At 64.5% G+C, this 19,495-nt stretch carries 19 protein-coding genes; 15 read left to right on the top strand and 4 right to left on the bottom strand.

The genetic code is table 11. From position 1 onward, the window contains the following. The first annotated feature begins 109 nt into the window (after nt 1-109). From sucC to M2335_RS05675, 5 genes are all read left to right on the top strand, one after another. Entirely contained in the window at nt 110-1,306 is a 1,197-nt protein-coding gene (gene sucC, locus M2335_RS05695; protein ID WP_181560330.1) for an ADP-forming succinate--CoA ligase subunit beta, read from the top strand. Further along, nucleotides 1,306-1,755: a GFA family protein gene (locus tag M2335_RS05690; RefSeq protein WP_264594068.1), complete on the top strand. Its 450-nt coding sequence runs from the start codon at nt 1,306-1,308 to the stop codon at nt 1,753-1,755. The genes sucC and M2335_RS05690 overlap by 1 nt, the downstream gene beginning before the upstream one ends. Nucleotides 1,756-1,804: 49 nt before the next feature. Beyond that, on the top strand, nt 1,805-2,551 hold the full coding sequence (locus M2335_RS05685) for an electron transfer flavoprotein subunit beta/FixA family protein (protein ID WP_264594067.1): 747 nt from the start codon (nt 1,805-1,807) through the stop codon (nt 2,549-2,551). 107 nt (nt 2,552-2,658) lie between these two features. After that, the gene (locus M2335_RS05680; RefSeq protein ID WP_264594066.1) at nt 2,659-3,588 is read left to right on the top strand and encodes an electron transfer flavoprotein subunit alpha/FixB family protein; all 930 of its coding nucleotides are present in this window, start codon (nt 2,659-2,661) and stop codon (nt 3,586-3,588) included. Nucleotides 3,589-3,880: 292 nt separating this feature from the next. Then, on the top strand, nt 3,881-4,546 hold the full coding sequence (locus M2335_RS05675; protein ID WP_264587646.1) for a DUF1345 domain-containing protein: 666 nt from the start codon (nt 3,881-3,883) through the stop codon (nt 4,544-4,546). A 249-nt stretch (nt 4,547-4,795) separates the two neighbouring features. On the opposite strand, the gene M2335_RS05670 is transcribed toward M2335_RS05675, so the two are convergent. Both M2335_RS05670 and M2335_RS05665 read right to left on the bottom strand, forming a co-directional pair. Beyond that, a complete protein-coding gene (locus M2335_RS05670; RefSeq protein WP_181560335.1) occupies nt 4,796-5,581 on the bottom strand; it encodes a 3-hydroxybutyrate dehydrogenase in 786 nt (261 codons plus the stop codon). After that, nucleotides 5,578-6,756 carry a patatin-like phospholipase family protein gene (locus M2335_RS05665; RefSeq protein WP_264594065.1) on the bottom strand — a complete coding sequence of 393 codons (1,179 nt, stop codon included), beginning with the start codon at nt 6,754-6,756 and terminating at the stop codon, nt 5,578-5,580. The genes M2335_RS05670 and M2335_RS05665 overlap by 4 nt, the downstream gene beginning before the upstream one ends. A 194-nt stretch (nt 6,757-6,950) precedes the next feature. Here M2335_RS05665 and M2335_RS05660 point away from each other — a divergent pair, with 194 nt between their 5' ends. Further along, on the top strand, nt 6,951-7,835 hold the full coding sequence (locus M2335_RS05660; protein ID WP_264594064.1) for a neutral zinc metallopeptidase: 885 nt from the start codon (nt 6,951-6,953) through the stop codon (nt 7,833-7,835). Nucleotides 7,836-8,675: 840 nt separating this feature from the next. Here M2335_RS05660 and dksA read toward each other — a convergent pair. Then, nucleotides 8,676-9,137: an RNA polymerase-binding protein DksA gene (dksA, locus tag M2335_RS05655; protein WP_181560338.1), complete on the bottom strand. Its 462-nt coding sequence runs from the start codon at nt 9,135-9,137 to the stop codon at nt 8,676-8,678. 262 nt (nt 9,138-9,399) lie between these two features. On the opposite strand from dksA, the gene serS reads away from it, so the two are divergent. The 4 genes from serS (at nt 9,400) to rimO (ending at nt 14,066) form a co-directional block, all read left to right on the top strand. Continuing rightward, nucleotides 9,400-10,677, top strand: a complete 1,278-nt coding sequence (serS, locus tag M2335_RS05650) for a serine--tRNA ligase (protein ID WP_264594063.1) — start codon at nt 9,400-9,402, stop codon at nt 10,675-10,677. Next, nucleotides 10,677-11,450, top strand: coding sequence for a 5'/3'-nucleotidase SurE (gene surE, locus M2335_RS05645; protein WP_264594062.1), 774 nt, complete (start codon nt 10,677-10,679; stop codon nt 11,448-11,450). Before serS ends, surE begins: the two co-directional genes overlap by 1 nt. Nucleotides 11,451-11,557: 107 nt before the next feature. Beyond that, complete coding sequence (locus M2335_RS05640; protein ID WP_264595363.1) at nt 11,558-12,616, top strand: potassium channel family protein; 1,059 nt, start codon at nt 11,558-11,560, stop codon at nt 12,614-12,616. 79 nt (nt 12,617-12,695) lie between these two features. Then, nucleotides 12,696-14,066: a 30S ribosomal protein S12 methylthiotransferase RimO gene (gene rimO, locus M2335_RS05635; RefSeq protein WP_264594061.1), complete on the top strand. Its 1,371-nt coding sequence runs from the start codon at nt 12,696-12,698 to the stop codon at nt 14,064-14,066. A 97-nt stretch (nt 14,067-14,163) separates the two neighbouring features. Here the strand turns inward: rimO and M2335_RS05630 are convergent, their stop codons facing one another. Beyond that, complete coding sequence (locus M2335_RS05630) at nt 14,164-14,991, bottom strand: DUF3298 and DUF4163 domain-containing protein (RefSeq protein WP_264594060.1); 828 nt, start codon at nt 14,989-14,991, stop codon at nt 14,164-14,166. An 83-nt stretch (nt 14,992-15,074) separates the two neighbouring features. On the opposite strand from M2335_RS05630, the gene M2335_RS05625 reads away from it, so the two are divergent. The 5 genes from M2335_RS05625 (at nt 15,075) to M2335_RS05605 (ending at nt 19,488) form a co-directional block, all read left to right on the top strand. After that, nucleotides 15,075-16,475, top strand: a complete 1,401-nt coding sequence (locus tag M2335_RS05625; protein ID WP_264594059.1) for a leucyl aminopeptidase family protein — start codon at nt 15,075-15,077, stop codon at nt 16,473-16,475. A 91-nt stretch (nt 16,476-16,566) separates the two neighbouring features. Further along, nucleotides 16,567-17,472 carry a C40 family peptidase gene (locus M2335_RS05620; RefSeq protein WP_264594058.1) on the top strand — a complete coding sequence of 302 codons (906 nt, stop codon included), beginning with the start codon at nt 16,567-16,569 and terminating at the stop codon, nt 17,470-17,472. Then, nucleotides 17,469-18,395 (top strand): N-acetyl-gamma-glutamyl-phosphate reductase, encoded by a 927-nt coding sequence (gene argC / locus M2335_RS05615; RefSeq protein WP_264594057.1) that lies wholly within the window; start codon nt 17,469-17,471, stop codon nt 18,393-18,395. The genes M2335_RS05620 and argC overlap by 4 nt, the downstream gene beginning before the upstream one ends. Before the next feature lie 242 nt (nt 18,396-18,637). After that, on the top strand, nt 18,638-19,168 hold the full coding sequence (gene msrA / locus M2335_RS05610; RefSeq protein WP_264575208.1) for a peptide-methionine (S)-S-oxide reductase MsrA: 531 nt from the start codon (nt 18,638-18,640) through the stop codon (nt 19,166-19,168). A 98-nt stretch (nt 19,169-19,266) separates the two neighbouring features. After that, the gene (locus tag M2335_RS05605; RefSeq protein ID WP_264594056.1) at nt 19,267-19,488 is read left to right on the top strand and encodes a hypothetical protein; all 222 of its coding nucleotides are present in this window, start codon (nt 19,267-19,269) and stop codon (nt 19,486-19,488) included. The last annotated feature ends 7 nt before the right edge of the window (nt 19,489-19,495 follow it).

Genomic DNA, 19,495 nt, shown 5'->3' with positions numbered 1-19,495 from the left:
GCGTAAATAGCATATCCGAACCGTGGATTTTGCAACTTTGCAAATTACGCCGGCGTCGGCTTGGGCTATGGCGCGGCCAACCTCTTCTCAGGCTCAGGATACTGCACCCATGAACATCCATGAATATCAGGCCAAGGAACTGCTCGCGAAATTTGGCGCCCCCGTCCCCGCCGGCCATGCCGCGCTGACCGTGGCGGAAGCCGTCGAGGCCGCCAAGTCGCTCCCCGGGCCGCTCTATGTGGTGAAGGCGCAGATCCACGCGGGCGGACGCGGCAAGGGCAAGTTCAAGGAGCTGGGTCCGGATGCCAAGGGTGGCGTGCGGCTGGCCAAGACGATCGAGGAAGTCGAGGCGCACGCCAAGGACATGCTCGGCAACACGCTGGTGACGATCCAGACCGGTGAGGCCGGCAAGCAGGTCAACCGCCTCTACATCACCGATGGCGTCGACATCGAAAAGGAATTCTACCTCGCCCTCCTCGTGGACCGCGCCAGCGGCCGCATCGCCATGGTCGCTTCGACCGAGGGCGGCATGGACATCGAGGAAGTGGCGCACTCCACGCCCGAGAAGATCCACACCATCACCATCGACCCGGCGACCGGCTTCATGCCGCATCATGGCCGCCGCGTGGCTGCCGCGCTGGAGCTTTCCGGTGATCTCGCCAAGCAGGCCAGCAAGGTCGCCGGCGCGCTCTACAAGGCGTTCCTCGGCACCGATGCCAGCCAGATCGAGATCAACCCGCTCGCCATCGCCGGCGGCAAGATCCAAGTGCTCGATGCCAAGGTCGGCTTCGACGGCAATGCCCTGTTCCGCCACCCGGACCTGATGGAATTGCGCGACGAGACCGAGGAAGACCCCGCCGAACTGGAAGCGAGCAAGTACGACCTCGCCTATATCAAGCTGGATGGCGACATCGGCTGCATGGTCAACGGCGCGGGCCTTGCCATGGCGACGATGGACATCATCAAATTGAACGGCATGTTCCCCGCCAACTTCCTCGATGTGGGCGGCGGCGCCTCCAAGGAGAAGGTGACGGCGGCATTCAAGATCATCCTCTCCGACCCGGCAGTGAAGGGCATTCTGGTCAACATCTTCGGCGGGATCATGCGCTGCGATATCATCGCAGAAGGCATCGTCGCGGCAGCCAAGGAAGTGAATCTCTCGGTGCCGCTGGTCGTGCGGCTTGAGGGCACCAACGTAGCGCAGGGCAAGGAAATCCTCGCCAATTCCGGCCTCGCCATCGTGCCGGCCGACGATCTGGGCGATGCCGCCAAGAAGATCGTGGCCGAGGTGAAGGCACTGGCCTGATGCAGGGCGCGGCAGAAGGCGGTTGCCGCTGTGGCAAGCTGCGCTTCCGGGTGACCGGAGCGCCGCTATTCACGGCGGCCTGCCACTGCCGCGGCTGCCAGCTGATGACGGCGAGCGCCTTCTCGCTGAGTAGCTGCTATCTCTCGACCGGTTTCGACGTGATCGCCGGCAAGCCGGTGATCGGTGGATTGCACGGGGCAACCCGGCATTTCTTCTGCGATCATTGCCTGAGCTGGGTGTTCACGCGTCCGGAGGGCATGGACGAGATCGTCAATGTGCGCACGACCTTGCTGGACGCGCCGCCGACGGACCCGCCGTTCCTCGAAACCTATACCTCGGAAGCGCTGCCCTGGGCAGTCACGAAAGCCAGACACAGCTTCGAGACCTTCCCGCCCATGGAGCAATTCCAACCCCTCATGGCGGAATTCGCCAGTCTCGCGCACGGTTGACGTTAACGTGAACGTCAACTAACATTTGAATGTCTTAAGGAGAGCGCAGATGAAAATCCTCGTCCCCGTAAAACGGGTGCTCGATTACAATCTCAAGCCGCGCGTGAAGGCGGACGGGTCCGGTGTGGACCTTGCCAACGTCAAGCTGAGCATGAACCCCTTTGACGAGATTGCCGTCGAGGAAGCCATTCGCCTGAAGGAAAAGGGCGTCGCGACCGAGATCGTCGCGGTCTCCATCGGCGAGGCGAAGTCGCAGGAGACGCTGCGCACGGCACTGGCCATGGGCGCGGACCGCGCGATCCTGATCACGCATGAGGGCGTGGCCGAGCCGCTGGCGGTGGCCAAGCTCCTGAAGGCGATTGTCGATGAGGAGCAGCCGGGGCTGGTGATTCTCGGCAAGCAGGCAATCGACGATGACAGCAACCAGACCGGCCAGATGCTCGCCGCGCTGCTCGGCTGGGCACAGGGCACCTTCGCCAGCAAGGTCGAGGTATCGGGCGACACGGCGAACGTGACGCGCGAAGTGGACGGCGGGCTGGAAACGGTGGCGCTCGAGCTGCCGGCCATCGTGACGACCGACCTGCGCCTGAACGAGCCGCGCTATGCCTCGCTGCCCAACATCATGAAGGCCAAGTCCAAGCCGCTCGCGCAGAAGACGCCGGCCGACTACGGCGTGGACATGATGCCGCGGCTGACGACGCTGACGGTGACCGAGCCCGCCAAGCGGCAGGCGGGCGTGAAGGTGAACAGCGTGGATGAGCTGGTCGAGAAGCTGAAGGTGCTTGGGGTCGCCTGAGCGACCGATCACTTTTCCGTTCGTGTCGAGCGAAGTCGAGACACGCCGCGCACAACGCTTCTCGACTTCGCTCGAAGCGAACGGGATGCGGATGAAGGGACAGGATAATGAAGACACTGGTTCTGGTCGAGCATGACGATGCCACCCTCAAGGATGCGACCCTGCCGGTCGTGACCGCCGCCGCCAAGCTGGGCGAGGTCCATCTGCTCGTCGCGGGCAAGGGCTGCGCCGGGGTGGCGGAGCAGGCCGCCAAGATTGCTGGCGTCGCCAAGGTGCATCTCGCCGATGATGCGGCGTTGGAGCACCAGCTCCCCGAGAATGTCGCACCGCTGATCGTCGACCTCATGGGGCATCATGACGCCTTTCTCGCCCCGGCCACGACGACCGGCAAGAACATCGCGCCGCGCGTCGCCGCCTTGCTCGACGTGATGCAGATTTCGGACATCATCGCGGTGGATGGGCCGGACACGTTCACGCGCCCGATCTATGCCGGCAATGCCATCGCGCAGGTGAAGACGAGCGACGCCAAGCTGGTCATCACCGTGCGCGGCACCGCCTTCGACAAGGCGGCGCCCGAGGGCGGATCGGCTCCGGTGGAGGCCGTGTCCGGCACCGGCGATGCTGGCACCGCGCGCTTCGTGTCCGCCGAGGTTGCGGCCTCGGAGCGGCCCGAGCTGACCAGCGCCAAGGTGATCGTTTCGGGCGGTCGTGGCGTGGGCAGCGGCGAAAATTACAAGGCGCTCATCGAGCCGCTGGCCGACAAGCTCGGCGCCGCTGTCGGCGCCTCCCGGGCGGCGGTGGATGCGGGCTTCGTGCCCAATGATTATCAGGTCGGCCAGACCGGAAAGATCGTGGCGCCGGACGTCTACATCGCCGTCGGTATTTCCGGCGCCATCCAGCACCTTGCCGGCATGAAGGACTCCAAGACCATCATCGCCATCAACAAGGACGAGGATGCGCCGATCTTCCAGGTGGCCGACGTTGGACTGGTGGGCGACCTGTTCCAGATCGTGCCGGAGTTGACGAGCAAGCTCTGAAGCGCGGGTTGAATTTGGCAGAATGCGGGCGCGTCGATATTGGACGCGTCCGGGTTCTGCGGGGCCAAGACCGGATCATGTTGGCGCTCGGACCGTCCAGAAATGTTGTTTGTCTGAATAACGGAAGTCAGAGATCGAGGAGCCTGAGCGTCGCTCCTGAACGCGAGCGTTGGCGGACCCAAGCGAGGGTTACGCTTTACGCAGCTTCTCGTTTCAACCGGTGACACGCGCCGGCGCTAGCAGATGAAGAAACAAGGTTCGGCAGGCAATTTCGCCCGCTATAGTCGCGCCGATGGCTCTTGACCTTGGACGGCGCCTTGCGCCCATACGCTTCCTCGCTTTTGCGGCGATCCTGCTTGTCAGCCTGCCGCTACTGCATCCGGTGCTGGGCTGGCGCCATGCCATGATGGCAGGATTCGACGTGGCGGCCGGCATCTTTCTGCTGTCCGTCTGGCCTTTGCTGGCGCGCGCCGGGCCGGATCAGATGCGCCAGTCGGCTGCGCGGAACGATGCCAATCGCACCTTGCTGCTGGGGATAACCGGCGCGGTCTCGCTGGTGGTGCTCGTCGCAATCTTCTCCGAACTTGAGAACAGGCACGATCCCGGCGTCGAGGCCATGGCTCTGGTCATCGGGACCCTGGCACTGGCGTGGATCTTCTCCAACATGGTCTACGCCCTCCATTATGCCCATATGTTCTATGTGCGGAGCGAGGGCGACGCGAAGGACGAGGGCGGCGCGGATGCGCGCGGCTTCGACTTTCCCGGCACCAAGGAGCCGACCTATTGGGATTTCGTCTATTTCAGCTTCACGCTGGGCATGACGTTCCAGACCTCGGACGTGGCGGTCACCTCCACCTCGGTCCGGCGCGTGGCGACGATCCACTGCCTCGCCGCCTTTGTCTTCAATCTGGGCGTACTGGCCTTCACGATCAACGTGCTGGGCGGCAGCGGCAACTGAGCCCGTCGCGCCGGCTGCGACACATTGATACAAACTCCGCCGATTGCGACAAAGTCTCGTGACAAGTGGGGGCTATACAGTCTTCATCAGCGTTACTCTCCCACGGCGCTGATACTCTCCCACAGTCCCCGACGGCCCCTCCCTCCCCCAGGGAGGGGCCAAGGACGTTGGGGCTAAGTGCCCCCATCCCAGCTAGATTTGCGAATAGTGCTCCTGCGCGCTTCTATCTAGCTGTCGTAATTCTAGCCCTCAGGCAGCGGTCCAGCCGCCATCCACGCTGATGTTCGCGCCGGTAATGTTGCTCGCGGGATCCGAGCAGAGGAACATCGCGATCGCGGCCACCTGCTCCACCGTCACGAACTCCTTGGTCGGCTGGCCGGCGAGCAGCACATCGTTGATGACCTGCTCGCGCGTCATGTTGCGGGCTTTCATCGTGTCCGGAATCTGGCCCTCGACCAGCGGCGTCCAGACATAGCCGGGCGAGATGCAATTGGCAGTGATGCCAAAGGTCGCCAGTTCCAGCGCGATCGTTTTGGTGAAGCCGGCAAGGCCGTGCTTGGCGGTCACATAAGCCGACTTGAACGGCGAGGCGACGAGGCTATGCGCGGAGGCGGTCTGGATGATCCGGCCCCATTTGCGCTGCTTCATATAGGGCACGGCAAGCCTGGTGGTGTGGAAGGCGGATTCCAGATTGAGCTTGATGATGAGGCTCCACTTGTCGAGCGGGAATTCCTCCACCGGCGCGACATGCTGGGTGCCGGCATTGTTGATAAGGATATCGACGCCGCCGAAGGCCTCCGCCGCCTGCGCCATCATCGCCTCGATCTCCTCCGGCTTGGTGAGATCATGGCCGGAATAGATCGCCTTCGCACCACTCGCCTGCTCCAGCGCCAGCCGCTCCTTCTCGATGGCGTCTGCATCGCCAAAGCCGTTGATGACGAGGTTGACGCCCTCGGCCGCCAGCGACTTGGCATAAGCAAGGCCGATGCCCGATGTGGAGCCGGTGATCAGCGCTGTCTTGCCCTTCAAACTCATGCCTGCTTCTCCTTGATCTGACCGGTCAGCGCGAGGTCGAAGGTTGCGCTGCGGCCACTGACGATGTTTTCCGCGATAAGCTGGGTCCCGTGCGAGAGCACGGCGGCGACGGCGGCATCGCCCTGCGCCCAGTGATCCAGCATCGTGCGGCGCGAAAATTCGAAATCGCGCGCGCCGCTATGCCAGGCGCGCAGGCGGTGGATGAGATGGATGATGTTGACCGATCCTTCTTCGATCATCCCCGCCAGCCGCCGCGCCTCGGATGTTTGGGCGACGTCCTGCGGCAAGCGATCCAGCAGCGCGCGGATCGCCTCATGCTCCCGCCGGGTACGCAGGAAGCGGTCCGTCACCTGCCGGGTGCGGCTGGAATATTGAATATCCTTTTGCCGCGACCAGACATCGCTCATTTCGCGCGGCAGCGGCCCTTCTGCCGGGAAGAGATCGACCTGGAAGATCAGCAGATCACCGGACTGATGATCGAGGACATGACTGAGCGGGGTATTGGAGACCAGGCCCCCATCCCAATAATGGCGGCCGTCAATCTCCACCTGCGGCAGGCCCGGCGGCAGGGCACCGGAAGCCATGACATGGCGGGCATCGATCCGGCCCCGCCATTGCGGATCCTGATTGTCGAAATAGACGAAATTGCCGTTCTCGATATCCACTGCGCCAATGGAAAACCGCATGGGACCGTGATTGACCCGGTCCCAGTCGACCAGCCGGTCCAGCGTCTCGCGCAAGGGCGCCGTGTCGTAATAGCTGATCGCTTCCGTCGTTCCGGGCGGTGCCCATAGGGGCTGCAAGAAATGCGGGCGGAAGAAACCTGGTACGCCCCCGAGCAGCACGGCGCCGGCGGCGGCGAGATGTGCGCCCTCGCGCAGATGATCGTCCTCGGGCAGGCAGATGTTCGGCAGGCCGCTGCTGACGAGAGTCCAGAACTCGGTCAGACGCGCCACCCATTGATCGGCCGTGTTGCCGGCGATGATGGCGGCATTGACGGCGCCGATGGAGATGCCCGCGACCCAGTCGATCCCGATGCCAAGCGCCGCCAGCCGCTCGATCACGCCGGCCTGATAAGACCCCAGCGCACCTCCGCCCTGGAGGACCAGCGCGACCTGATCGGGCAAAGGAAGCGGCGCATGGCCGCCGCGGCGACGCGGAGTCGGCATATCCATGGTGCGATGCAATATCCCATTCCCCGGCTGTCCACCAGCGCCGAGCGGGGACCGGATGTCGTGATCCCCACAGAATTGCCGGGGCGTTGGGATAGTTCCTAGCCTTGTTGCATTTCACCGTCGCAGCGGGGAGAATTTCCCGACACATCGACCATGGCGTGATCATGCAAGCACGCGCTGGGGAAGGGACGAGAATGCGGCTCGACGACGAACGGGAAAGCAGCAACTACGAGATCCAGCGTGGCGGCGGGGGCGGTTTCGGCGGCGGGGGCGGCAATCTGCTCGGCATGTTGCTGCCGATGATCGGCAGCCGCTTCGGCTGCGGCGGGGTGGTAATCGCGCTCGCCGTGTTCGCCTTCATCAGCTTTAGCGGTGGCGGGCTGCTGACCGGCGGAGATACCTCGCAGCCGGCGACCGAACAGGGCGCTCCTGCGGGTCAGGAGGGAGAGCTGACACAGATGCAGAGCTTCTCGCTCAAGGTGCTCAACACCACCGAGCGCATCTGGGGCGATCTCTTCCGGCAAAGCGGCCAGACCTACAAGCCCGCCGTCCTCTCTTTCTATGCCCAAAACGGACAATCTGGCTGTGGGATCGCGCAATCGGCCATGGGACCATTCTACTGCCCGCTCGACGAGAAAATCTACCTCGACACGGATTTCTTCCGGGAACTGCAGCAGCGCTTCGGCGCACCGGGCGACTTCGCCCAGGCCTATGTGATTGCCCATGAAGTCGCGCATCATGTCCAGCATCTGGAGGGCCGGCTGGATGATGTGAACAAAAGGCAGCAGCAGCTGGGCGAAGCACAAGCCAATGCACTTCAGGTCCGCATCGAGCTGCAGGCCGATTGCTACGCAGGGGTGTGGGGACGCCGTACCGGTCTGATGGAAACTGGCGACCTGGAGGAAGGCCTGCGCGCTGCCGCAGCGATCGGCGATGACACGCTGCAAAAGGACGCCGGGCGCCGGCCGGTGCCGGACAGCTTCACCCACGGCACCAGCGCCCAGCGGGTGGCTTGGCTGCGTCGGGGCTACGACTCCGGCGACCCTGCCCAGTGCGACACCTTCAGCGGCGACATCTGATCGTCGAAGCGGGCAGGTGATTCGCGAATGAGGGCGACATTGCATTCGATTGCAATGTTCAGCTAGGAGCAAGGCGCCCTTGTCCATGATCAGAAAATGGCGGGTTTCTTTGAATTTTTTTCGCTTCTTTGAGGCGATCGCCGGTTGATTCCGTCACCTCTCGCGCGCGCGAGATAAAACTCTGCAGCGAGAGGGATGAAGAAGGTTTCCTCTTCGGAGAAAATTTTTTCTCTTTTATATCAACGCTGTATACGCAAATTACATTTTTGCATCAGCGAGTTTCGTTTTTCGCACTTGCAGCAAAAAGCGGATGTGCTATTTAGAAACTGCCTTTCAGGCATCCTCTCCTAAGACTCAAGGGGCCGATCTCTCACGAGGTCGGCCCTTTTTTTTTGTATAAAACTGCATTAGGCAGGCCCGTCTCCATCGCTCTTACAAGATTACTTCGGAGAGGGAGCCGCCGGGAAGACCGGCACGGGCGACGGGACAAAGCGGAGGATCGAGCGCTTAGAAGCAGCTCTCCTCCGCTTTTTCGTTTCTGGACATTGGCGCGATTATAGATGCAGCAGAATCCTGCTGTCATTGCGGGCTGACTGCCGTAGGCGGGTGTGAGCGCGCGGGTTAGGGCACAAGGATGCTCCCCGAGCGAAGGCGGCAGCCCGGCACCGTTGACAGCCTCGCGAGAGAATAGAAAGCCCGCGAGCACTGAACCGCGCACGCGCAATCAACGCTAGTTGATCAGTCAGGAAGGCCAGCGGCCGAACGCCGCTCGTCGCCAGCGCACCCTGCTAAGATGCGCGAGCTATCAGGACGAGGGCAGCCAACCGACGGCCGCTATGATCAATCGTCGCGGGAGACTTTTTCCTGCCGTTCGTGGCGCTCCTGCGCCTCGACGGTCATTGTCGCGATGGGGCGGGCTTCGAGGCGACCGAGCGAGATGGGCTCACCGGTCACTTCGCAATAGCCATACTCGCCATCGTCGATGCGGCGCAACGCGGCGTCGATCTTCGAGATGAGCTTGCGCTGGCGATCGCGGGTGCGCAGCTCGATGGACCAGTCCGTTTCGCTGGAGGCGCGATCGTTGAGATCGGGCTCGCGCAGCGGTTCGCTCTGCAGCGTGGCGAGCGTGCCCTCTGCCTCGGCGAGAATTTGCTTTTTCCAATCGAGCAACCTGCGGCGGAAATATTCCAGCTGCAGCGGCCCCATAAACTCTTCGTCTGCGGAAGGCCGATAGCCCTCGGGAAGATCGATCCCCGAGCCTTTCGAGCCGTTTTTATCCGACGAATCTGCAAGCGAGGCCATTCACTTCTCCGCGTCGATCAAGTCGCCGATTTCCGGCGCTCTCGCGGCGCCTATAGAGCGCAGCCGAGAGTGAAACAAGCACTGTTTCCAGCGCATTGAACGATGACTGAACAACGGCCGAATCCGCCGTGAATCGGCGGCCGAACGAGACGAATACCGCTGCCCTCGCCAGGCTTGGGCGGCGGTGCCAGTCGCGTCCTCACCACTGGGAGATCGCTGGCCGCTTGATCGGCCATGGCGCGCGGGGCATAGGCGGTGCGCCATGCATGATATCAAAGCCATTCGGGACAATCCCGCCGCCTTCGACGCCGCCCTCGCCCGCCGTGGTATGGAGCCGGTCGCCGCCTCTATCGGCGAGGAGGACACGCGCTGGCGCGCCGTCGCCACGCAGGTGCAGGAAGGCCTCGCGCGACGCAACGAGGCCAGCAAGGCCATCGGCCAGGCGATGGCGAAGGGCGACAAGGAGACAGCCGAGGCGCTGAAGGCGGAGGTCGCGACACTCAAGACCAGCCTGCCCGAGCTGGAGGCGCAGGAGAAGGCGCTGGCGGAGGCTGTGCAGAGCCGCCTCGCCGCCATTCCCAATCTGCCCGCCGCAGACGTGCCCGATGGCGTCGATGAGGCGGGCAATGTGGAAGTGCACCGCTGGGGCACGCCGCGCAGCTTCGACTTCACGCCGCAGGACCATGCCGATTTCGGTCCTGCGCTCGGCCTCGATTTCGAGGGTGCGGCTGCCATGTCCGGCGCGCGCTTCGCGGCGCTGCGGGGGCAGATGGCGCGGCTGCATCGGGCGCTCGCGCAATTCATGCTCGACCGGCAGACGGAGACCAATGGCTATACCGAGGTCAATCCACCGCTGCTGGTGCGCGACGAGGCGGTGTTCGGCACCGGGCAGTTGCCGAAGTTCGCCGAAGACCTCTTCCGCACCACCACCGGCCACTGGCTGATCCCGACCGCCGAGGTGAGCCTCACCAATCTCGTGCGCGAGCAGATTTTGACCGAGGCCGCGCTGCCCATGCGGTTCACGGCGCTCACGCCCTGCTTCCGCTCGGAGGCGGGGTCGGCCGGGCGCGATACGCGCGGGTTCATTCGCCAGCATCAGTTCGAGAAGGTCGAGCTGGTGGCGATCTGCACACCCGATCAGGCGGCGACCGAGCATGAGCATATGCTCAAATCCGCCGAGGGCATTCTTGAGGCGCTGGGCCTGCCCTATCGTCGGATGCTGCTCTGTGCTGGAGACATGGGCTTCTCCGCCACCAAGACCTTCGATCTGGAAGTGTGGCTGCCGAGCCAGCAGACCTATCGCGAGATCAGCTCCGTCTCGACCTGTGGCGACTTCCAGGCGCGGCGCATGAATGCGCGCTACCGTCCCGAGGGCGAGAAGGGCACGCGCTTCCTCCACACGCTTAACGGATCGGGCCTCGCCGTGGGGCGGACGCTGGTGGCGGTGTTGGAGAATTACCAGAATGCCGATGGCAGCGTGACGGTGCCTGAGGCGCTGCACGCCTATACCGGCGGCCTCAAATTGCTGACGCCGGCCTGATGCGCATCCTGCTCACCAATGATGACGGCGTGAACGCGCCCGGCCTCAAAGTGCTGGAAAAAATCGCGCGCTGCTTTTCGGACGACATCTGGATCGTCGCACCGATGGAGGAGCAATCGGGCGCCGGGCATAGCCTGACACTCTCCCGCCCGCTGCGCCTGCGCCAGCATGGCGAGAAGCATTACAGCGTCTCCGGCACGCCCACCGATGCGGTGATGATGGCGGTGGGGCATCTGATGAAGGACCAGAAGCCCGACCTGCTGCTCTCCGGCGTCAATCGCGGCGCCAATCTGGGCGAGGACGTGACCTATTCCGGCACCGTCTCGGCGGCGATGGAAGGCGCGATCTCCGGCGTGCGCTCGATTGCGCTGAGCCAGGTCTATTCGCGCGAGGGGCTGGGCGACAGCATCCCGTTCGAGGCGGCCGAGGCCTGGGGCGAGCGGGTCGTGCGCGCGTTGCTCAAGCAGGATGCGCTGGAACGCACGCTCATCAACGTCAACTTCCCTGCCCTGCCCGCCAGCGCGATCAAGGGCATCAAGGTTGCGCGCCAGGGCTTCTACGACATCGACCGCACCCGCATCGTCCCGGGCACCGATCCGCGCGGCTATGATTATTTCTGGTTCGGCCTGCACCATAGCGACTCCGCGCCGGAAGCCAGCGATCTGGCGGCAGTGGCGGAGGGCTATGTCTCGGTGACGCCGCTGCATTACGATCTGACGCATTATGAACTGCTGACGGCGCTGGAAGAGGGGCTGGCGGGGGCTGGAGAGTAAGGCGGCGATCTCAAGCCCCTCCTCTGAAGAGGATGGAGGAAGGTTCAACATCCCCTCCCCGGTTGCTCGCCTTGCACCCTGCCCTCCCCACTGGCACAAGGCCGGTGATGTTCCAGCGCGACGATCCCCGCGTGCCGCCGCGCGCATTCCTCCGGCGACGCTCGTCCCTGCCGGTCTGGGCGGATCTCGCCTGGCGGGTCTGTGCCATGCTCATCCTCGCGACCTTCGTTTTGCTGGTTCACTGGGTCGAACGGGACGGCCTGCGCGACAATCTCGACGGGGAGGTCAGCTTCGGCGATGTCGTCTACTTTACCGCCGTAACCGTCACCACCGTGGGCTATGGCGACATCGTGCCGGTCACGGACCGGACGCGATTGTTTGAGAGCATTTTCGTCACCCCGGCGCGCATCTTCGTCTGGCTGATCTTTCTTGGCACGGCCTATCAGTTCGTTTTCCGCAATGTTTGGCACAGGTGGCGCATGTCGCAGATCCAGAAGTCCCTCACCAACCACATCATCGTCGCCGGCTTCGGCACGAGCGGTTCCGAGGCCGTGCGGGAGCTGGTGGCGCGCGGCACAGACCCCCGCTGCATCGTCGTCATTGAGCGCAGCGACGAATCGCTGGCGCTGGCCGAGGCCGCTGGTTGCAACATCCTGAAAGGGGATGCGACGCGCGACCAGACGCTGATGGACGTGCGCGTTCAAGAAGCGCAGGCCATGATCGTCTCGGCCGGACGCGACGACACTTCGATCCTCGTGACGCTGACGGCTCGCCACCTCGCGCCCGATATCCCGCTGAGTGTCGTCGTGAGGGCGCCAGACAATGAGTCGCTCGCCCGCCAGGCGGGGGCGACGACGGTCATCAATCCGGTCAGTTTCGCCGGACTGCTGCTCGCCGGTTCGTGCCAAGGCGCTCATATCGCCGATTATATGGCCGATCTTGCCGCATCGGGCGGGCGCGTGCAGCTGCGCGAGCGCCGCGTCACGCAGGCCGAGGTGGGCGAACCGCTGAGCGCGATCCAGACCGGCCTGGGCGTGCGGCTCTACCGGGCCGGGCGCGCTTATGGTTTCTGGGAGCCGGAGGCCGCGATGCTCTATGCGGGCGATACGGTCATCGAGATCATCGCCAATGACGGGCCGGCCGAAAGAAGCCCGCCGCCGAACTGATCGCCGAACTGAACCTTCAAGGGCCTTGCGCGGGACGACTCGCATTTTGCGCTGACCACCACTATATGCGCGCGCAATCATGGCATTGAAAATTCCCGACGCGCCCAAGGTGGGCATGGTCTCGCTCGGCTGCCCCAAGGCGCTGGTCGATTCAGAACGTATCCTCACCAAGCTGAGGAGCGATGGTTACGCGCTGTCCCCGGACTATGATGGCGCGGACGTGGTGCTGGTGAATACCTGCGGCTTCCTCGACAGCGCCAAGGAAGAAAGCCTCGAGGCAATTGGCGAGGCCATTGCCGAGAACGGTCGCGTGATCGTGACCGGCTGCATGGGCAATGAAGCCGAGCTGATCCGCGCCCGCTTCCCGGAGGTGCTGGCGATCACCGGTGCGCATCAATATGAGGATGTGGTCAATGCGGTGCACGATGCCGCGCCGCCCGTCCCCAATGCTTTTGTCGATCTGGTGCCGGAGGGCGGCCTTAAGCTCACCCCGCGCCATTATGGCTATGTGAAGATCAGCGAGGGCTGCAACCACAGCTGCGCCTTCTGCATCATCCCCGACCTGCGCGGAAAGCTCGCCAGCCGGCGGATCGATGCGGTGCTGCGCGAGGCGGAGAAGCTGGTCGCGGCGGGCACCAAGGAACTGCTGATCATCAGCCAGGACACCTCTGCTTATGGGGTGGACGTGCGCCATGAGGAGCGGTTATGGAAGGGCGAGCCCGTCCGCACCCATATGACCGACCTTGCCCGCGCACTCGGCGGCCTGCGCACGCCACAGGGCGAGCAGCCCTGGGTGCGGCTGCATTATGTCTACCCCTATCCGCATGTCGACGCGGTGATCCCGCTGATGGCGGAAGGGTTGCTGACGCCCTATCTCGACATCCCCTTCCAGCACGCCGCGCCCAATGTGCTGCGCGCCATGAAGCGTCCCGCCAACGAGGCCAAGGTGCTGGAGCGCCTGCGCGGCTGGCGGGAAATCTGCCCGGACATCGCGATCCGCTCCAGCTTCGTCGTCGGCTTCCCCGGCGAGACGGAAGCGGACTTCCAGTATCTGCTCGACTGGCTGGAGGAAGCGCAGCTCGACCGCGTCGGCGCGTTCCGCTTTGAGCCGGTGGAAGGCGCGCAGGCCAATGCCCTGCCCAACCATGTGCCCGACGAGATCAAGGAAGAGCGCTTCCAGCGGATCATGGACGCCTGCGCGCGGATTTCAGCCGCCAAGCTGGCCGCCAAGATCGGCCGGACGCTGCCTGTGATTATCGACGAGGTTGGCGAACCGGATGAGGACGGCAGTGTCGGGGCGACCGGCCGCAGCCAGGCTGACGCGCCCGAGATCGACGGGCATGTTTATCTGCGCGACGTCGATCCGGGGCTTGCGGCGGGGGATTTCGTGACCGTCGAGATCGAGGATGCGGACGAGCACGACCTGTTTGGCGTGCCGATTTCGGTCTGACGAAGCTTTCCAGCCTCCCGTTCGTGTCGAGCCCTTCGACTGCCCGCCTGCGGGCAGTCGAAGGGCTCGACACGAACGGGAGGTGGGGATTGCGGGCCTACTGCGCCGCCGCGAAGGCCCCCTTCCAGGACGGTTTCACCGCGCCCAGCACTGCCGCATCCACCGGCACTTCGATCTCGTAAATCCCTTCCGCATAGGGTCCGGCCTCATAGGGCATGATCACGAAGTGGAGGCGGTTGAGCGCGCCACCACCTGACGTCGCGGCAATGATCGTCTGCTTGGTTGGATCGACACATTGGTCGAATTCGGGGATCGGGCTGCCCTCCCCGCTGCCAACGGGCTCTCCGCGCCGCTTGGTGCGCTCGGCGTTCAAAGCCGCGCAGAAGCGGTCTTTAACGGCGCGACCTAGCGCAGCGATGTCGAACAGGTCGCCGGCTTCCAGCGTCTTGTTCCCAGCCTTGCCCCAGTAGAGAACCTTGACCAGAGGCATGCCGTGCGCGCCGCCCGTATAGCTATAGCCTTCGCTGCGCAGAACGAGCAGCGTCGGCACGTCGGCTGCCACGGACCAGTCCTCGGTGTAGCTATAGCCACGGAAGGGATAGCCGGCCTCCTTTGCGGAGGCTTCTTCTGCCCGGATGCCGTCCTCCGTTTCCTTGCGCTGCTTCTCCGCGCTCTCTTGCAGCATGGCATCGAGCGGGGCGATGGCAGCAGCCGCGGCAGGCCAGCTGACGCGAAATTCGGATTCGCCCTTGGTGAACGCCACCGACTTGCCCGCCACGGCATTGGCCTGCATCGCATTGGCGGGCTCGGCTGCGTTGGCCGCATTTTCTACCGGCGCCTGCATATTGTTGGCGACCGTCTCATTGCTACAGGCGGCCAGCGCGGTGCACAGGCTGAGCAGAGTGGCGGTCTTGATGGGGGCCATGGGGCAATCCTTTCACGAATGGGGCGAGCCTAACGGATCAGCCGGCGCTTGCCGAGGCCCCTTGCGCACTCTAACCCTGCATTATGACGGACCCAGCCGATCTCGTGCGCCCCGACACGGGCCAGACCGCCCATCTCATCCACCTCATCGATGCCGCCAGCCATGAGCAATGGCTCGCCGGACGGACCGAGCGGGAACGCGCCGCGCTCGTGGCGCAGAATTACCAGCCAAAAGCCTATGCCCACGCCATCCTGCCCGGGGAAAAACCCGATGCATGGAGCGTGGTGACATATGTCGCCAATGTCGACTCGCTCTCCAGCTGGTGCCTTGCCAAATTGCCGGGCGTGCTGCCGGCTGGAACCTATCGCTTGGCGGATAGGGAGCCAGGTCCCGCGATCTTCGGCTGGATGACGGCGCAATATCGCTTTGAGCGCTACAAAGCGAAACCGGCGGCCAAGGGGCCTTGCGTGCTGCTCACCAGCCAGCCCGGCGCCATTGACGGTGCCGCCGCGCAAGCCCGCGCGACGGCGCTGGTGCGCGATATGGTCAATACGCCGACGGCCGAAATGGGACCGGACGAGATCGAGGCGCAGACGCGCGCGGTCGCCGAGCGCCATGGCGCGACCATGACCGTGACGCGGGGCGATACGCTCGAATCGGGCTATCCGATGATCCACGCCGTCGGCCGCGCGGCGGACCGAGCCAATGCGCCCCGGCTGATCGAGCTGGTCTGGGGCCGCGAGGAGCATCCCCGCGTCGCGCTGGTCGGCAAGGGCATCACCTTCGATACCGGTGGGCTCGATATCAAGCCGGCCTCCGGAATGCGCCTGATGAAGAAGGACATGGGCGGCGCGGCCCATGCGCTGGCGCTGGCGGACCTGGTGATGGGTGCGGGCCTGCCGGTGCGCCTGCACCTGCTGCTGCCGGTCGCCGAGAACGCCATCGCCGGCAATGCCTTCCGCCCCGGCGATGTGCTGCGTAGCCGCAAGGGCCTGACCGTGGAGATCGGCAATACCGATGCGGAGGGACGGCTGGTGCTCGGCGACGCGCTGACGCGGGCCGGCGAAGACAAGCCCGAACTCATTATCGACTTCGCGACGCTGACCGGTGCGGCGCGGGTCGCGCTCGGCCCCGACCTGCCCGCGCTGTTCACCAATGACGATGCGCTGGCGGCCACGCTGGCCAGTTGTGGCAGCGACGTGGACGATCCGCTGTGGCGCCTGCCCCTATGGGCGCCCTACAACGACCTGTTCAAGAGCGACATCGCGGACCTGTCCAACAGCGGCGAAACCCCGTTCGCCGGCGCCTCCACGGCGGCGCTGTTCCTCCAGCGCTTCGTGCCGGACAAGACCCTGTGGGTGCATTTCGATACCTTCGCATGGCGGCCGACCGCAAAACCGGGCCGACCCAAGGGGGGCGAGGCCCTCGGCCTGCGCGCGACCTTCGCCATGCTGCAAAAGCGCTACGGACAGTCTGGGGATTGAGCGATCCGGGCATCTGCGCCGGGGTCCGGGATGCACCGTTGCGGTCGGGTATCCCTTGACCTTTCGGCCTGTTTTGCCGCAGGGGGCGCCGATGAAACAGACCATCGCCGGGACTAGCGTGGCGTCGTCGCCCGAACGCAAGAGCGTGAAGCTGGATGGGACATCCCGCAGCTACGATCCGCGCGTGCGCGCGATCCGGCCCGATCTGGCCGATGTCGCCCTCGCCGATCTGTATTTCGCGCCGCATTATGCCGCGCCGGTGCCGCGCAGCTGCATGGTGGCCGCAACGATGCTGCGCGCCGCCCCGGATGCCGCCGCGAGCGCCGTGAGCGAGCTGCTCTATGGCGAGAGCTTTCACATGCTCGATGCCCGCGCCGGCTGGGCCTGGGGCTATTGCGCCCATGATCATTATGTCGGCTATGTGCCGCTGGACGCGCTGGGCGAACCTGCCGAGACCAGCCATGTCGCACGCGGCATCGCGCCGGTATTCGCGGCGGCTGACATCAAATCGCCTGTTCAGATGCTGCTGCCCGCCGGTGCCAAACTGGCGGGTACGGCGCAGGGCGATTTTCTCGCCATCGCGGAAGGATTTGTCCATCAGCGGCACGTCCGCACTCTCGCGGATGTCGAGAGCGACTGGGTTGCCGTCGCGGAGCGCCATCTGGGCGCGCCCTATATATGGGGTGGCCGGGGCCTTGGGCTGGATTGCTCGGGGCTGGTGCAGATCGCTCTGGCTGCCTGTGGTATCAACGCACCGCGCGATACCGACCAGCAGGCCGAGGCCGTCGGCGAGGCGCTGGGCGACAACGCCGCGCTCCGACGAGGCGACATCATCTTCTTCCCCGGCCATGTGGGGCTGATGGTGGATGGCGAGCGCCTGATCCATGCCAATGCCCACGCGATGGCCGTGACCATAGAGCCGCTGGACGATGTCGTCGCGCGGCTCCGCGACACGCATGAACAGCCGGTGACAGGCCGGCGCAGGATTACGACATGATAAAGATTTTCATTGACGGCGCCGCCGGGACCACCGGCATCCAGATCCGGGACCGGCTGGAGGGGCGCAGCGAATTCGATCTCATCACGCTGGGCGATGCCGCCCGCAAGGACGATGGCGCGCGCGCCGAAGCGATCAACGCCGCCGATATCGTCATTCTCTGCCTGCCCGACGACGCGGCGCGCCAGTCCGTGCAAATGATCGCCAATGATCGCACGCGGGTGATCGACGCCTCGACGGCGCATCGCGTGGCCGACGGCTGGGTGTATGGCATGCCGGAGGTCTCCGGCCATGATGCGGTCGCGAAAGCCCGCTTCGTGAGCAATCCCGGCTGCTACTCGACCGGCTTCATCGCGCTGGTCGCGCCGCTGGTGAAAGCCGGCATCATCCCCGCCGAAACGCAGCTCACATGCAACGCCGCCTCCGGCTATTCCGGCGGCGGCAAAGCCATGATCGCCGAATATGAGGGCGCTGATGGCGCGCCGAGTGCCTTCCGCACCTACGCGCTCGGCCTTGGCCACAAGCATGTGCCCGAAATGCAGGCCCGCTGCGGCCTGACGCATCGCCCGCTGTTCGCGCCGGCCGTCGGGCCGGTCTATTCCGGCATGATCGTGGACGTCCCGCTGCATCGCGATCTGTTGGCCAATGGCGCGGATGCCGGCACCATGCGCGCAGCACTGGCCGAGCATTATGCCGGCTCGCCGATCATCAGCGTGGCGGATGGCTATGAGGCGGCGACGCTCCCCATCGAGCTGCTGCGGGACAAGGACATCATGCGTCTGTTCGTGTTTGCGGATGAAAACAGCGCGCAAATCCGTCTGGTCGCGGCGCTCGACAATCTCGGCAAGGGCGCGTCCGGTGCGGCCGTGCAGAACCTCAACCTGATGGCGGGCCTGCCGGAGACGACGGGGCTGCGCCTTTAGGCAACGGCCAGCGGATTCCCGTTCCCGTTCCCGTTCGTGTCGAGCGAAGTCGAGACACTTTGCCACTGCGCTTGACGTGTCTCGACTTCAGCTTGCAGCTGAAGTTTATCCTGAGCGCCCGCCTGCGGGCAGTCGAAGGGCTCGACACAAAGGGCAGGTGGACTGGGCGCACCCCTTTGCACCCCGCCACCGGCTTCCTATCTTTGAGGCAACACACCCCTCCTCGAAAGGACGCCCCCCTCATGAGCGCGACTGCAACGCTGGCCGGCGGCTGCTTCTGGTGCACAGAAGCGGTCTATCAAAATCTCGCCGGCGTCGAGTCCGTCGAGAGCGGCTATATCGGTGGCAGCAAACCCAACCCCACTTATGAGGAGGTCTGCTCGGGCAGCACGGGCCACGCCGAGGCGATCCGCATCACTTATAATCCGGCCGTGATCGGTTATGGCGATCTGCTCGATATCTTTTTCGCCACGCATGACCCGACGACGCTGAACCGCCAGGGAAATGACATCGGCACCCAATATCGCTCGGCCATCTTCCCTCATGATGCCGAGCAGGAGGCCGAGGCACGCGCTGCCATGGAACGGGCACAGGCGGACTGGCCCAGCCCTATCGTCACGACGATCGAGCCGCTTGCCACCTGGTATCCGGCCGAGGATTATCACCAGCAATATTGGGATCGGGTCGGCGACCGGAACCCTTATTGCATGGCGGTGATCCCACCCAAGCTGCAGAAGCTGCGCAAGGGCTTCGCCGATCGCCTGAGGACCTGAGCAGCAAGCGGCTGCCATTCCGGCGCAGCAGGCTTGCGCGACGGCGGGAAGCCGCTCAGACAGTGCTCCTGTCCCTGATGGACATTGGAGAGGCTGCCATGGTTCGACCTGCCCTGCTGATCGCCGCGAGCGTGCTTGGACCGCTCGCCCTGCAGGGCTGCGTTGCTCGCACCGCCTACAAGGTAGCCAAGGCGCCGGTCGATGCCGGTGCGAAGATGGCTGACTGGGCAACGGTCAGCGGCGACGAAGCGGATCGGGAACGGGGTCGCGAACTCCGGCGCAAATGCAAGGCGCGCTACGACCCTTATTATTGCAAATGAGGCAGGA

The organism is Sphingobium sp. B12D2B (assembly GCF_025961775.1).
In the GTDB taxonomy this organism is placed as follows: domain Bacteria; phylum Pseudomonadota; class Alphaproteobacteria; order Sphingomonadales; family Sphingomonadaceae; genus Sphingobium.
The sequence above is the reverse complement of the archived record's forward strand: the minus strand, read 5'-3'. Positions and strand labels throughout refer to the sequence as shown.